The sequence below is a fragment of the Azospirillum sp. genome, from assembly GCF_035627195.1.
GTDB lineage: Bacteria > Pseudomonadota > Alphaproteobacteria > Azospirillales > Azospirillaceae > Azospirillum.
This window is the reverse complement of sequence record NZ_DASPMG010000025.1, coordinates 17,479-31,741: the sequence shown is the minus strand read 5'-3', so window position 1 is coordinate 31,741 and position 14,263 is coordinate 17,479. Positions and strand designations below refer to the sequence as shown.

11 protein-coding genes and 1 tRNA gene are annotated in these 14,263 nt (G+C 68.0%); 9 read left to right on the top strand and 3 right to left on the bottom strand.

Translation table 11 applies throughout. The features are described from left to right. On the bottom strand, nt 1-4,173 hold the full coding sequence (locus VED21_RS01700) for a hypothetical protein (protein ID WP_324880574.1): 4,173 nt from the start codon (nt 4,171-4,173) through the stop codon (nt 1-3). A 752-nt stretch (nt 4,174-4,925) separates the two neighbouring features. On the opposite strand from VED21_RS01700, the gene VED21_RS01695 reads away from it, so the two are divergent. The 5 genes from VED21_RS01695 to VED21_RS01675 all read left to right on the top strand — a co-directional run bounded on the left by VED21_RS01695 (nt 4,926) and on the right by VED21_RS01675 (nt 10,600). After that, entirely contained in the window at nt 4,926-6,848 is a 1,923-nt protein-coding gene (locus VED21_RS01695) for a PAS domain S-box protein (protein WP_324880573.1), read from the top strand. A 164-nt stretch (nt 6,849-7,012) separates the two neighbouring features. Next, a complete protein-coding gene (locus VED21_RS01690; RefSeq protein ID WP_324880572.1) occupies nt 7,013-7,783 on the top strand; it encodes a GAF domain-containing protein in 771 nt (256 codons plus the stop codon). A 29-nt stretch (nt 7,784-7,812) separates the two neighbouring features. Further along, entirely contained in the window at nt 7,813-9,402 is a 1,590-nt protein-coding gene (locus tag VED21_RS01685; protein ID WP_324880571.1) for an alpha-amylase family glycosyl hydrolase, read from the top strand. An 87-nt stretch (nt 9,403-9,489) separates the two neighbouring features. Further along, nucleotides 9,490-9,855, top strand: coding sequence for a hypothetical protein (locus tag VED21_RS01680; protein ID WP_324880570.1), 366 nt, complete (start codon nt 9,490-9,492; stop codon nt 9,853-9,855). Between the two features lie 166 nt (nt 9,856-10,021). Continuing rightward, nucleotides 10,022-10,600 (top strand): helix-turn-helix domain-containing protein, encoded by a 579-nt coding sequence (locus VED21_RS01675; protein ID WP_324880569.1) that lies wholly within the window; start codon nt 10,022-10,024, stop codon nt 10,598-10,600. Nucleotides 10,601-10,605: 5 nt separating this feature from the next. Here the strand turns inward: VED21_RS01675 and folE are convergent, their stop codons facing one another. Beyond that, nucleotides 10,606-11,289, bottom strand: coding sequence for a GTP cyclohydrolase I FolE (gene folE / locus VED21_RS01670; protein ID WP_324880568.1), 684 nt, complete (start codon nt 11,287-11,289; stop codon nt 10,606-10,608). Between the two features lie 179 nt (nt 11,290-11,468). Beyond that, nucleotides 11,469-11,861, bottom strand: a complete 393-nt coding sequence (apaG, locus tag VED21_RS01665; protein ID WP_324880567.1) for a Co2+/Mg2+ efflux protein ApaG — start codon at nt 11,859-11,861, stop codon at nt 11,469-11,471. Nucleotides 11,862-12,264: 403 nt separating this feature from the next. Between apaG and VED21_RS01660 the strand changes: the two genes are divergently transcribed. The 4 genes from VED21_RS01660 (at nt 12,265) to VED21_RS01645 (ending at nt 14,114) form a co-directional block, all read left to right on the top strand. Further along, the gene (locus VED21_RS01660; RefSeq protein ID WP_324880566.1) at nt 12,265-12,852 is read left to right on the top strand and encodes an N-acetyltransferase; all 588 of its coding nucleotides are present in this window, start codon (nt 12,265-12,267) and stop codon (nt 12,850-12,852) included. 35 nt (nt 12,853-12,887) lie between these two features. After that, nucleotides 12,888-12,961: transfer RNA gene (locus tag VED21_RS01655), tRNA-Gly, on the top strand. Between the two features lie 144 nt (nt 12,962-13,105). Then, a complete protein-coding gene (locus tag VED21_RS01650; RefSeq protein ID WP_324880565.1) occupies nt 13,106-13,798 on the top strand; it encodes a hypothetical protein in 693 nt (230 codons plus the stop codon). A 100-nt stretch (nt 13,799-13,898) separates the two neighbouring features. Then, nucleotides 13,899-14,114 carry a hypothetical protein gene (locus tag VED21_RS01645; RefSeq protein ID WP_324880564.1) on the top strand — a complete coding sequence of 72 codons (216 nt, stop codon included), beginning with the start codon at nt 13,899-13,901 and terminating at the stop codon, nt 14,112-14,114. The last annotated feature ends 149 nt before the right edge of the window (nt 14,115-14,263 follow it).

Here is a 14,263-nt window from a genome sequence, read left to right as displayed (position 1 = left end):
TCAGACCTGAGAAGGCACTGTCTTGGCGCGGACGGCGGCGTCTTGGGCTTCGGTCTGGCCAGCGGGCGAGGGGCCGGGCGCTGCGTGCGCGAGCCAGTACTCCCGGTGATGGTCGGTAAAGAACATTCGTATGGATTCGCCGTTCACACGGCTAACGACTTCGGCTATGCATCCCGTCAACTCCACCGTTTCGCCACCGACCTGGAAGCATACGGTCCGGCGTGGGCAGGTGGCGCGCAATGCGGCCGTGACATCGGCCCTGGTGAAGAGCCGGGCCGCCGGATGGTGGTGGGTGAGCGCGAGGATGAGGAGGTTGCCGGCGTGGCGCGGGCCGCCGAGTGCGACTGGGTCGGGGTGGTGGGCCTGGACGACACCCTGGCGGTTCACCTCATCGGCGGTGTAGCTCCCGGCCGGCGAGAGGGCCTCCGGCTGCTCCGAGGCGAGCGCGATCTGGCAATTCCAGAAGTACTGGTCGGCCTTAAGGCTACGGATGTGCTGCTTCTCGTCGGGGAAGATGGTTCGTTCCTTGCGCGGGCTCCGGCCGACGGGGGCGCCGTCGCCGCCGGCGAGTGGCTGCGGGGAAGGCTTGTGTCCCCGCACGCCACCTCTCCCGTCACTGTGGTGAGTGATCCTGCCCTGGGGCTGTTCGTCGTGCGCGATCTCTCCCTCCTGCTGGCGTAGCGGGCGTCGCGCCTCCTCGATCTCGGATTCGAGAGCCTCCGCCAAGCTGGCGGCGAGGTGCTTCTGCGCGCCGGGCCGGAAGACGAGGTCGATGATTGCACGGAAAAATCGCCGCTTAAGTTCTTCCGGGCTGCCAACGCGTAGCCACAGCGAGCCGCTTTCGGCGTGGGCCACGGAATCGACGGGTACAGTGTACTTGCGTCGGGAGAGTCGATAGCGCGCGGTCAGTGAGGCGGCCGCCCTGATCTGCGCTACAGCCCTGAGATTAGAGTGCCACCGGCTGTTCAGCAGGCCGGGGTCAACGTCGAGCTGGGCCAAGCGCTTCTGCAGCTCGCGGGCCATGCGAGGGGAACGCAATGCCTCCAGGATTTGGCCGACCCACTCGGGAACCGGGATCTCGTCCTCGAAACCGACGTCAAGGGGAGCGCCGGCCGCTTGGCGTAGCGAGCGCATCTCCACGCCGCGCAGGATCCCGGCGATGGAGGTGGCTACGCCGGGGGCATGGTCGATGGCCAAGCGCAGGTCGGGACGCGGACGCATGTCGCGCAGGACACCCGCGAGCGCGGGGAAGTCGTCGATGAAGCAGCGGTAGGCCGGATCGGTCGCCTGGGCCCGGCTGATGAGCTGGATGCCGTTCGGCCCGTCGACAGGCAGACAGGGGATGCCGATGTCCTTGTTCCACCACGCGCGCGAGCCTGAGCGGTGAGCGAAGATGCGGATAATCTGCCCAAGATGGAGTTCTAAAGTGGCACTCGGCTGCTCAGACAGCCAGCGGAAGAAGGAGCGCGACGACTCCACGGTGGGCTCGCCACCGATGACCCCCACTTGCGCGTATAGGGCGCGTGTGGCCTCAGGCAGGGACGCCGTCGGAATCTCCAGGCGCCATTCGCCCCAGATGTTGCTACTGCCGAAAGCCAGACGCGACGGCGATTGATGGCCATCGCCGAAGGGGATGAACGGGATGTCCGCCACGCCCGGGTCGGCTACGCTTTCGCGCCGCGCAGCATGTAGAAGCGCCTGGAGGCGCGGGGTGCACGCCTTCGAATTCGTCGGGTCCGCCCGCAGTGTGGCGACGAGCATAGCATGCCTGGGGTGTCGGGCCGGCGGGAAGGCGGCATCAAGCGCGGTCTCCGCCCGCTGCATTAGGTAGCGTGGCAGCAGGCGGAGTGGCTGGATTTCCGCGGTGTAGCGCACCATGTCAGCCGGACTGCGCAGCAGGCCGTCGTGGCCGAGCGCCTTGGCCTCGCTGACCAGAGGCTTCAGCAGGTCGGCCGGAATGGCGGCCAAGTCGGTCTCGAACACCGCGAAAGCGGTCCTCTCCTGCGGCGCCAGCGGCCGGTCCTTAGGGAACGCGCTGAGCCGCTCCCGCAACATGGACAGGAGCTCGCCGGGCGACGGCTTGCGCCGTAGGGCTAGACGTACGCCGCGGCTGGCGAGGCGGCGTTCCAGACTGAGCACGGCCTTATCGGGACGGGCAATGCTGTTGCCCATCGCCCGGTCCAGCGCCGCCGTCTCCGGAGCGCAGAGTTGGCTAATGGGGCGCAGGTTCCCGTCGGCATCCGGCCAAAGGGCGAGGCTGGCAAGCCCGCTCCAAACCGACCGCAGGACGGCCGCCGGGTGGCGAGAGAGCCAAGTGAAGAACATCCTGCGGTCAGTGTCGGGGGCGCGTGCCAGTAAGCCGTCACCGATGAGCTGGTCGAACCCAAAGACGGCCATCTCCCAGTTCTTCCTTTTGAGAAGCCGGTGCCGCGCCAGGGTCGGATGGAGGATCGGCGGGATGTCGATTCCTTCAGTACCTCGAGGAAGGGCCACTCCCTTCCGCAGCCGCTCGAACGGCGTTGGGACGCCTTCGGTGTCCGGCAGGTAGATACCTGTCGCCGAGGGCGGCGTCACGCCGGATCGGTCGAACATCTGGAGCAGCGCGTCCAGATGGAGCGCGGCGAGAGCCGGGTTACCCTGTGGGGCGGTCCGGACTGCTTCTTCCGGCCAGGGTACACCGCGTTGCGCCTTCGGCCTGAGACGGTCGAGGACGTCCTCCTCGGTGAAGGCGATGCAGGTTCCGCCAGGCATCTCCGCGAGCGCCGCCACGATCGGGCCGGGCACGGCCGGGTGGAGCACCGCCATGCCGGGCGGGCAAAGCACAGCGAGCGTTCGCGAGATGCGGTTCCGATTCCAGACGTGGTGCGGAACCGCCAGCGGCCCGCCGCGCCAACGCGTCTTCCGCCCGCCACCCGACATCGCCGGCAGCACCAGCCGCTCAAGCATTCCGGCGAGGAGAGCGCGCAGGCGTTCGGCCGTCGGTTCGGTCGGCTCACACAGGAGCCGTAGGGCGCGGGCGCCGTGACGCGGGATCAGAACCTTCTCCAACGCCAGCGCGAACACGCGGTCGCAGGAGGCAAGCAGCCGGCCGTTCCACTCCTTGTCCTGGTCGGAGGGCGCGTGCCGGTCGAGCTCTGAAATGAACGGCGCCGAGTAGTGCACCCCTATGCCGGTGTGCGTGCCGGCGCCGTATGTCGGATAGGAGATGGGATATCGCAGCATGCCTTCGGCTGGCACGGGGCGACGTGAAGAGTCGAGCCGCCACGAAGCCTCGACGAGTATGGGGCGGCGCCTGCGCTGACGCTTGCCGACTGCTGGCTCTGGTCGCAGGTAGAAGTTGGGAGTGGCTTCCTCTTCCTCGACGGTCGCCTCGAGTGGCATCATCGCCACCTGCTCTACGAGATCCTGGACCCCGAGTGCGCGGGCCGCATCTCCGCTAACCCGGCAGGAGCGGGTGAATACGGTGAGACCGGCCATGGCTGTTGGCTTGGCGCACCGGAACGAGTACGTCACGTTCCCGAGTCGGTAGTGATGGAGTTCGAACCGGTAGCGCTCCCGCACGCCGGGGCGGATGCCGGCGATCAGGCGCGAAGGAATGCCGTGGGCCGCCGTGCGGAAGACCTCCTCGATGAAAGCGTCGTCGCGGGCCGCCAACTGGCGGCGCTCCCCAACCGGAACGACGATAGTCGTGCGGCGGTAGCGCACCTCGATCCGGGTTCCGACCAACGGCGCATCGGGGTCGTCGACGGGCTTCTCGTTCGTCGAAGGGTATGGGGGCGCATTGCGACCGTTTCCCCAGAGCGTCTGCCGAACGCGCTTCCCTTCCGAGCGGATGAGCAGTTCATCCCCAATGGAGAAGCATGCCTTCAGGCCGTGGTTCTTGATGCCGAGGCTGCGGCGCTTGGCGCGGACCTGATCGCCGGCGCCGAGGAACCAAGTAAGGCGCTCCCAGCCCTCCGCATCGACTGGCCGGCCGTTCCCCTGGCAGACGAGAGCGTCGGGGCCAAATTGGATGACGGTCTCCGTCGCACCTGCATCGAAATCGTTCTGCCCCATCTCGGGAATCAGGTCGTCCGGCCTGAGGCCGGCTATATACTGCCAGTTGCGCGGGACGTCGTCCGAGCGGGCCGTCATCCTCTCGCCTGTGTACGGATACTGAGCCTCGCCGAGCATGCTGCCGTCCTGCGGGTGAGGTAGTGACGATAAAATCTACTAAAGGTACTATTTCAATGAGGGGGGGAGTCAATGGTCGCGTATCTGGGTGCCGCGTTACCCATGGTTGTGAGTGGCGGAGGCGAGTCAGGCTATTAGTGATGCGCGCCAGACCGCCACTTACGTAAGTAGAACGTCAGTATCCGTCTGGTTCGGCTTACAAATGGTGTGATTCAGGAGGATGGTGTCGCTTGTACGTTGGCAGATCCGAGGCGCCCTGCAGACTTATTGAGCTGCAGATATAACATTCCGTCTGGTGCGCACCACTAGGGAACGGCAGGGAACTACGCGCTCAGAATGGTGGTTGAGGACCGGCAATTCTGCTTTGACGCCACGCTCCACCGGCGCGGGGTCAATCACCTCATTTCTGGCAGGCGGCAGTCGCTAGCCGCTTACCAGTAGCCGGGCTGCATCTCAATTAAAGGCCAAAATTCCGGATTTGTCTCGTTTACCGCCAGCATCTAGTATACTTTATAGGCTAAGTTCGAACTGATGGTCGTCCGTTTAGTGCCATCTATGCCCGAAACCGACATTCACACGCGTCGGTGGCGGTGCCAATGCCGGCCCGTGACGCTCTGCCCTTCGAGCAGTTGACCAAAGGCCTAGTCGCGACCTGTGGCAAGGCGGTTCCCGGCAGCGTAGGATCGCCATGCAGATTGGCTGCCCCTGAAACGACAGGTTGAACAGTGTCGACTGATCCCGCAGGGGCATCCATGGACCGGCCGGCGGTTCCGGCCGAGGCCGAACGCGAACGGCACCCCTCGCTTTTCGAGGCTGTCTGCAACGGCATGGCCGTGGCCGTCGTCCTGCTGGACGATCACCGGCGGTGCACCTACGTCAACGCGGCCGCCGAGGGTCTGCTCGGCCGCCGTCTCGCCGAAGTGCGGGGATGCCCGGCCGGTGACATGCTGTACCGCGCGCGGCCGGACGGCAGCCACCACCCTCTGGCGGACTGGACCGGCGACGGCGGGAGCGGCGAGGCGTTCGTCCGCAGGGGAGTCCGCTTCCATCCCGTCGCCTACACGGTCCGTCCGATCCGCGATGCGGGCATCGTCGCCGGCAGCATCGTCGAACTGCACGACATCGCCGAGCGCAGGCGCTCGGAGAACCTGCTGGTCGCCCAGAAGAAGGCCCTTGAGCGGGCCGCGGGCGGAGCGTCGCTCAACGATGTGCTCAACCTCCTGGTGCAGGCGGCTGCGGAGCATCTGGGCGGCCGGGCGGCCATCTTCATCGCCGATGAGGCAGGTGCGCGCTTGCGCGTCGGCGCGTCGGCCGGCATGGCGGAGGCCTTCTTGCAGGCCGTCGATGGACTCGAAATCGGCCCGGATTCGCCCGCCTGCGGCACGGCCGCCCACATCGGTGAGCGGGTCATCGTGCGCGACGTGGCGCAGGATCCGCTCTGGGCGCCGTATCTGGCCGTGGCGCAGGAGCACGGGATCCGCGCCTGCTGGTCGACGGTGATCCGCTCCTTCAGCCGCAAGGTGCTGGGAACCTTCGCCGTGTACCATTGCAGTCCGGCCGCCCCCCTGCCGGACGACCTCGAAGCGATCGACCTGCTTGCCCACACCGCCGCCATCCTCATCGAGCGGCACAGGACCGAGAAGGAGCGGCAGGCGAGCGAGGCGCTTCTCTCCGCCGTCCTCGATTACCTGCCCGTCGGCGTGGCCGTCTATGATCCGCAGGGCCGCGTCACGCGGATCAACCGGATGATGCGGCGTTTTACCAGCAACGTCCTGCCTTCGGCCGACGGCGATGCCGCCCGACGCTGGCGCGCCACCAAGCCGGACGGAACGCCCGTCGAGCGGCATGAGTTTGCCGGCGCCCGTGCCTTGCGGGGCGACACCGTGGTGCCGGGGATCGACTTCCAGTATCGCCAGGATGACGGGAACGACGTCTGGACGCGCGTTTCAGCCGCTCCGCTGCGGGACGACGGCGGGCGGATCACCGGCGCCGTCGCCGCGGTTATCGATATCGACGCCGAGAAGCGCGCCGAGCGGGACTTGACGGTGGCCCTGGCCGAAGCCCGCCAGAACGAACTGGTGGCTCGCGAGATGAGCCACCGCATCATGAACAGCTTCCAACTGCTTCAGGGGCTCCTGTCCGCGCAGACGCGATCGATCACCGATCCAGGCGCCCGGCAGGTGGTCGAGCAGGCCTTCGGCCGGGTGCAGGCGATGGCGGTGGTGCACCGCCGGCTTTTCGAAGCCACGCGCCGCGATCTCACCACCCTGGACGTGGCGGAGTATCTGCGCGGGCTCGTCGTGGCGCTGGCGGACGCGTTCACAGATCGCGACCATTGCGTGCTTGATGTCGAGGTGCCGGTCACGGTCCGGATGGAGGCCGGGCGCGCCTCGTCGCTGGGGCTCATCACCACCGAACTGACGCTCAACGCGCTGAAGCACGCGTTCCACGGCGTCGATCGGGGGCGGCTGGCGATGCGGTTCGACGTGGTCGAGCAGGGCTGCCGGCTGACCGTTGCCGACAACGGCGTCGGCCTGCCCAAGGATCTGGACCCGAAGGCGTCGTCCGGCATGGGAATGCGGCTGGTGCACGGCCTCGTGCGGCAACTGAACGGAACGCTGGCGATCGAGCATGCTCAGCCCGGAACCCGGTTCGTCGTGACCTTTCCGGCCTGATCGGAAACGGCGGAACAGGGGACGGGCGGCGATGTTAGCAGGGGGTTCGATGCATCATCGCCGGGAAGCGCATGTCTCATCAGGAGCAGGGCGGCAGCGGGGCGGCGTCTTCGGGGCACGCGTCTCCGGGGCATAAGGACGTCGGCCGGATCCTTTCGGATCGCGTGCTGGACGCGTCCCCGCCGGTCGAACAGCTTCTGCACCAGCAGGCCGTGCTGGCCGACTTCGGGCGGCTGGCGCTGGTCGAGGACGACCTCGACCGGATCCTGAACGACGGTGCCCGCCTGTGCGCCGAGGCGACCGGCGTGGAGTACTGCAAGGTGCTCCGCCTGCTGCCGGGAGGGCAGGAATTCCTGGTCTGCGCGGGCTACGGCTGGGCGAGGGGCGTCGTCGGCAAGGTGCGTGCCCCGGCCACCGGCGAGAACCCCTGCGGACGCGCCCTTCATGAGGAGCGCCCCATCGTCGACGTCGACGTGCGCGCCAACCCGGCGTACCACCTGCCGCCGATCTACGACCAGTACCGCATCGTCTCGACCATCAACATGGTCGTCCTTACCGACTCCGGCCCCTTCGGCGTGCTGGAGATCGACACCGACGAGAAGCGCCGCTTCACCATCGCCGACGTGAATTTCATGACCGCCTTCGCCCACATGATGGGCGACGCCATCTCCCGCATCCGGCGCACTGGGGCCGATCGGGGGCCGGTGGGCATGGTGCTGGAGGCCTTCGCCGCCGCCGCACGTGGCAAGGCCATCTCCGTGTCCGTCCGCCTGAACTCCATGCGCGGCAAGAAAAACGAGATGGTGGCGGAGGTGGTGGTCGAGCCGGTGCTGAGCGAAACCGTGCTGGCCGAGCCGCGGCGCCTGCTGGAGCGCATCGGCGGGCATATCCGCCGGGAAGGCGACGCGCTGGTCGTGCGCATCCCCGTCCCGTGACGGCGCGGCGCGGCGGAAGGGGGACGCGCATGACGGACGGGTTCGCGTGGTGGCAGCAGGGGGTGATCTACCAGGTCTACCCGCGCTCGTTCCAGGACACGGACGGCGACGGGATCGGCGACCTGCGCGGAATCCTGGCGCGCCTCGACCACCTTGTGGACCTGGGCGTGGACGCCGTGTGGATCTCCCCCATCTTCCCGTCGCCCATGGCCGATTTCGGCTATGACGTGTCGGACTACACCGGCATCCACCCGGCGTTCGGCACGCTCGATGACTTCGACGCGCTGGTGGCGGCGGCGCACGGGCGGGGGCTGAAGGTCATCCTGGACTACGTGCCCAACCACACCTCCGACCAGCACCCGTGGTTCGTGGAGAGCCGGTCGTCCCGCGGTAACCCGCGGCGCGACTGGTACGTCTGGCGCGATCCGAAGCCGAACGGCGGGCCGCCTACCAACTGGCTGTCGGAATTCGGCGGCAGTGCCTGGGAATGGGACGCCGCCACCGGCCAGTACTACTACCACGCCTACCTCAAGGAGCAGCCGGACCTGAACTGGCGCAACCCGGCGGTGCGCGCCGCCCTGTTGGACGTGCTGCGCTTCTGGTTCGAGCGGGGCGTGGACGGCTTCCGCGTCGACGCCATCCACCAGTTGATCGAGGACGAGCACCTGCGCGACAACCCGCCGAACCCGGACTGGCGGCCGGGCATGCCGCCGTCGCGCAGCGTGTCGCGCATCCACACCATGGACCAGCCGGAGGTGCACGAGGCCATCGCCGCCATGCGCCGCGTCGCCGGGGAATACGGCCCCGACCGCCTGACGATCGGCGAGGCGTACCTGCCCATCGACCGGCTGATGGCCTACTACGGTGCCGATCTCACCGGCTTCCACCTGCCGTTCAACTTCCACCTGATCTCTTCGGCCTGGAACGCCGAATCCATCGCCGCGCTGATCGCCCGGTACGAGGCGGCCCTGCCGCCCGGCGGCTGGCCCAACTGGGTGCTGGGCAACCACGACCGTTCGCGCGTCGCCAGCCGGATCGGGCCGGCGCAGGCGCGCGTGGCGGCCATGCTGCTGCTCACCCTGCGCGGCACGCCGACGATCTACCAGGGCGAGGAGATCGGCATGGCCGACGTGCCGATCCCGCCGGATCTGGTGCAGGATCCGTGGGAGAAGAACGTGCCCGGACTGGGGCTGGGCCGCGACCCGGTGCGCACGCCCATGCCGTGGGACACCGGCCCCAACGCCGGCTTCACGGCGGGGCGGCCGTGGCTGCCGCTGGGCGCCGACCACTTGACCCGCAACGTCGCCGTCCAGGCGGCCGATCAGCGCTCCATGCTGGCGCTGCACAAGGCGCTGATCGCGCTGCGCCGGTCGGAGCCGGCGCTGGCGGTGGGCACCTACGCGTTGCTGGAGGCGACCGACGACGTGCTGGTGTACGAGCGCCGACACGCCGGCCGCAGCGTCCGGGTGGCGCTCAACCTGGGCAACCGCCCGCAGCCGGCGGCGGGCACGCCGGGCCTGGGGCGCATCCTGCTCTCCACGCACCTCGACCGCGCCGGGGAGGCGGTGGACGGTGCGGTCGTGCTGCGCCCCGACGAAGGGCTGGTGATCGGCGCATAAGGGCGCTTGGCCGCGCGGCCCGCCGACCGTATTTGATTCAGGAGAGCAGGCGGCATCCACGGGGGCGCGATGCGGGGGGAGCGTTTCATGCGGGTGCCGCTGACCACGGCGGAGACGGACGAGGCGCTTGCCTGGGTTCAGCGGATCGGCGAGACGGTCTGCCGCCTCGCCGGCGACGGGCACGACCCCGCTTCCAGCGCCGCAATCCCGCCACACTTGGTCCTGGCGCTCGACGTGCTGGCCGATGATCTGGACGCGATCCTGCACGGCCGCGCCCCGGACAGCCGGCGCGGCACGGTGGAGGAAGACGCGCAGCGCCTCGCCGCGCTGATCTGGGCCTGCCTGCGCGTGCACCTGGGGCCGGGGCAGTCGCTGCGTCCCCTCTACGCGGCCGTGCGCGTCATGCACGACCGCGCGCTGGCCGCAGGCGCGCCTGCGCCGGGAGTGCGCTGAGCGTTTGCCCCGGCACACCCCCTTCGATCAGCGCAATTTGCCGAAATGTCGGTGGGGTTCATGCCAACGCGCCTTGGACAGGCGGCGGGCTTCCCGCAATTCTGCGGCGGGATGCACGGATCGGTCAGGGGGGCCGGTCCGCCGTCCATGACCGTCCGGGAGAGCCATGGCCCTGCGCACCTTGCTCCTTGTCGATGAACACCCCAGCCTCGCCCGGTCGCTGTGCGACGCGCTGACGTCCTGGCGGATCGTCGTCACGACCGACCGCGAAAGTGCGCTGCGCGTCGTGCAGGTCCACAAGCCGCCGGTCGCCGTGGTGTCCTTCGCCCTGTCGCCGGAGGCGGAGGAGCCGCCGGGGGCGCCGGTGCTGCTGGCCGGGATCCTGGGCGAGGCGCCGGAGACCAAGGTGATCATGCTGGGCGGCGAGGACCGGGCGCAGGCCGTGCGCGCCATCATGCACGGGGCGCACGACGTCTACCGCCCGCGCGACAACGCGCAGGAACTTGCCCTGCTGATCGAGCGCGCCCACCACCGCCACGAGCTGGAAGCCGAGAGCCGCCGGGTGGCCGGCGAGGCCCCGGCCACCTTGCGCGCCGTGCGCGACGCGGCGGAGCGGCGCGCCGTGGCCGACGCGCTGGCGCGCGCCAACGGCAACCTGTCGGCCGCCGCACGCCTGCTGGAGGTCAGCCGGCCGACGCTCTACAACCTCATCCGCCAGCACGGCATCCGGGCGACGGATTCGTGAGGCGCTTACTCGCCGCCGCGGTTGGACGGGTTGCCGATCATCGACAGGAACTCCCGCCGGGTCGACGGGTCGGTGCGGAAGGCGCCCAGCATGCGGCTGGTCACCATGGTGACGCCCGGCTTGTGCACGCCGCGCGTGGTCATGCACTGGTGCGCCGCCTCGATCACCACGGCCACACCCTGGGGCTGGAGCACCTCGTCGATGGTGTTGGCGATCTGCGCGGTGAGCTTCTCCTGGATCTGCAGGCGCTTGGCGTAGACCTCGACCACGCGGGCCAGCTTGGAGATGCCCACCACGCGCCGGCGCGGCAGGTAGGCGACGTGCGCCCGGCCGATGATCGGGACGATGTGGTGCTCGCAGTAGGATTCCATGCGGATGTCGCGCAGCACGACCATCTCGTCGTAGCCGTCGACCTCCTCGAAGGTGCGCTGCAGAAGCTCGACCGGGTCGACCTCGTAGCCGGCGAAGAACTCCTCGTAGGAGCGCACGACGCGGTCGGGCGTGCCGACCAGGCCCTCGCGGTCGGGGTCGTCGCCGGCCCAGCGGATCAGCGTGCGCACCGCGGCTTCCGCCTCGGCGCGGGACGGCCGGCCGGTCTCGCGGGCAGCCTCGTGGGCGCCTTCGCGGGCGGCTTCACGGCCGGGGCCACGGACGACGTTGTCGGCGAGGGTGGTCTTGGAAACGGTCACGGAAACGGTCCTCTCGATGCCTGGGCGCAGCCGGTCCCCCGTTCCGGGTCGTCTGCCGGGTGAGCCTTGTACGGGGCGTGCCCCGGCGTGGATCACCACCCGCGGCGGACGGTCGCACCACCCCCGGAGGTAACGCAGGCGCGCCCGCTTTCAAGGCGCGTGCGTCGGTTTGGCTGCCCTCAGTTCAGCTGCATGGGCTGGTGCGGGCTGTCCAGGGAGAAGGCGGGGATGGCCACGTCGAAGGTCTCGCCCCGCTCGGTCTCCATCTGGTAGGCGCCGACCATGATGCCCGACGGGGCGGCCAGCGGCGTGCCGCTGGTGTATTCGTAGGCGCCGCCCGGTTCCAGGACCGGCTGCTCGCCCACCACGCCGGGGCCGCGCACCTCCTGCACGCGCCCGAAGCTGTCGGTGATCCGCCAGTAGCGGGTGCGCAGCTGTACGGTCTCGCTGCCCTCGTTCTCGATGCGCACGTGATAGGCCCAGACGAAGTGGTTCTCGGCCGGCACCGACTGGTCTTCCAGGTAGATGGGGTTGACGGTGACGCGGATGGCGCGCGTGATCTTGCTGTACATGCTCTGACCTCCCCGGCGCGGCGCGCACGGCTTATGGAATGAAGAATAGGGGTGCACGCACGGCGAAGTCCAGGGCACCCGGCCGCACCGGCGGGGGCACCCCGGGCGGAAATGCCACACCCGAGCGGGCGCGTGAGGGTGGGGAAGAAAGTTGCAGGGAGGGTGCTTGAACCCCTGCACCGGAGGTGATATATGCGACCGCGTTTGCCACTGGTATGAGCATAAGCCATGCCGCGTCTCCACGCCCTTCGTCTCCGACGACGTAGTTGCGCCCCGCTTTCCGCGGGGGCGGCCGTCATCGGGTCGCGTGCGGACGCCCAGGGGCTGAACCGGAACTGACCGGCCCCTCCCGGCGAAGGCGCGACCCGCACCTTCATACAGCACCGCCGGGAGACCCCAGCCGATGATCATCACCACCGAAGAGACGCAGCACGCCCCCATGATCGAGGCGCTGCTGGACACCGCGTTCGGCCCGGAGCGGCACACGAAGACCGCCTACCGGCTGCGAGAGGGCGTCGACCCGATCCCGGAGCTGTGCCTGGTGGCGCTCGACCACGACGAACACGGCAACGAGACGCTGGAAGGTACCATCCGGTACTGGCCGGTGGTGATCGGCAACGGCACGCCGGCGTTGCTGCTGGGTCCGATCGCCGTGTCGGAGCGCTGGCAGGGTGGCGGGCTTGGCAGCAAGCTGATCCGCATGACGCTGAACAAGGCGGCTATGGCCGGGCACCGGATCGTGCTGCTGGTGGGCGACGCGCCGTACTACGCGCGCTTCGGCTTCAGCCGGCAGCTGACGCTGGGCCTGCAGCTTCCCGGCCCGGTGGACCTCGACCGGTTTTTGGGGCTGGAACTGGTGCCGGGCGCCATGGACGGCGTCACGGGCATGGTGGGCCGCGGGCCCGTTTCGGACCGGGCGGCGGAGGTGCCCCTGCCGTCCCCTACTGACCGCCGGGCGGAGAGCCGCATTTGGCTCGCCCGGCCGGCTTGAATCCGGCGCGCGGTTCGCCTATAAACAGGGGCGTCGCGGGTGTAGCTCAATGGTAGAGCAGAAGCTTCCCAAGCTTACGACGAGGGTTCGATTCCCTTCACCCGCTCCAAGCTTTTCAAGCATTTAGCCTCACGCGCCATCCCTTGGCGCTTATCAAACGGAAATTCTACGGAGAAACCGCTGCCGTCCAGACGCAAACGCGTCCGAACGACTGCGCCAATTTCACCGCCTTTTTTCCTGAAGAGAGGTTGCCATGAAAGCTTGGAATGAGGATCGGAGCGATGTGCCCGGTGACTCGGCCACCGTGGCATCGGGGCAGCACCGCCGCTTCGTTGCGGGTGGCACACTGTTTGTTGAGAACCGCATTTCACCAGATGAGATCGCCGCGCTTGTGAAGCGGCTCCCGCACACACTGGACGCCTCTCAAATCGGGGCGCTGCGTGATGGGCTGAACCGAGTCGCGGCGGAATATAAGGCTGCGGTTCAGCGGGTCGCCGCGGGTCAAGTAACCAACCGCCCTTGGACCAAGGAGGACCAAGCGTCCCTGCGGCAGGCGGTGGAGCTCGCTGGTGCACTGCGTAAGACGTTGCATACCCTGTCCCCCGAAGCCGTCCGCATCCTTGATGGCGGAGCGCCGGGACTGTCCGGTTGGATGCCGCAGATTCGGGAGGCCGCGGAACACATTGAGGCGACGCTTAGCCGCGTTGCCGCCCACGCCCCGAAGCTTTCCCAGACACGCACCTCCGAGATCGCGCATGAGGTGGCCATCTCCAGACTTATCAATGTTTGGTGGAGGATCTTCGGCCGCGAGCCAACCCGATCAACCAACACAGACGGGTTCCTCTGGTTCGCCGAGTGCGTATCGGAGCTGTTGGGCATCAAAATCAGTCGCGGTCAGATCGAGAGCGTGATGCGGCGTTTGCAGCAAGAAGCTCTGGTGGAATGACCGGCCTTTTCGGCTCTCATTTGCCCATCACCTTGAGTTGAAGCTGGCTCGCGAACGGTGACAATCATCCCCATCGACAAACACTCGATGGAGAACTCCCATGAACCTTCATGAATCAGCCACCACCCCGAGGAAGGAACTGCTCACGCGCGAGGAATTCGAGCGTGAATTCGGCGGCCCGAAGAAGACAAAATTCTACCAGCTCCTCAACGACAACACATTGAGGGCGGTCAAGGTTGGCCGCCTGACCTTCATCCGCCGCTCCGACGCCGAGGCTTGGGCGGCCAGCCTTCCCACCTATTCCCAGACGCGGTGAGGAGAGGGCAGGCATATGGCTAAGAGCCCCAACGACACGGATCGCGTGTCCTTCACCATCGCGGAATTCTGTGCCCGTCATGGATTGTCGCGCAGCACCTATTACAACCTTCAACTCCGGGACCTTGGCCCCCAAACGTTCAAGATCGG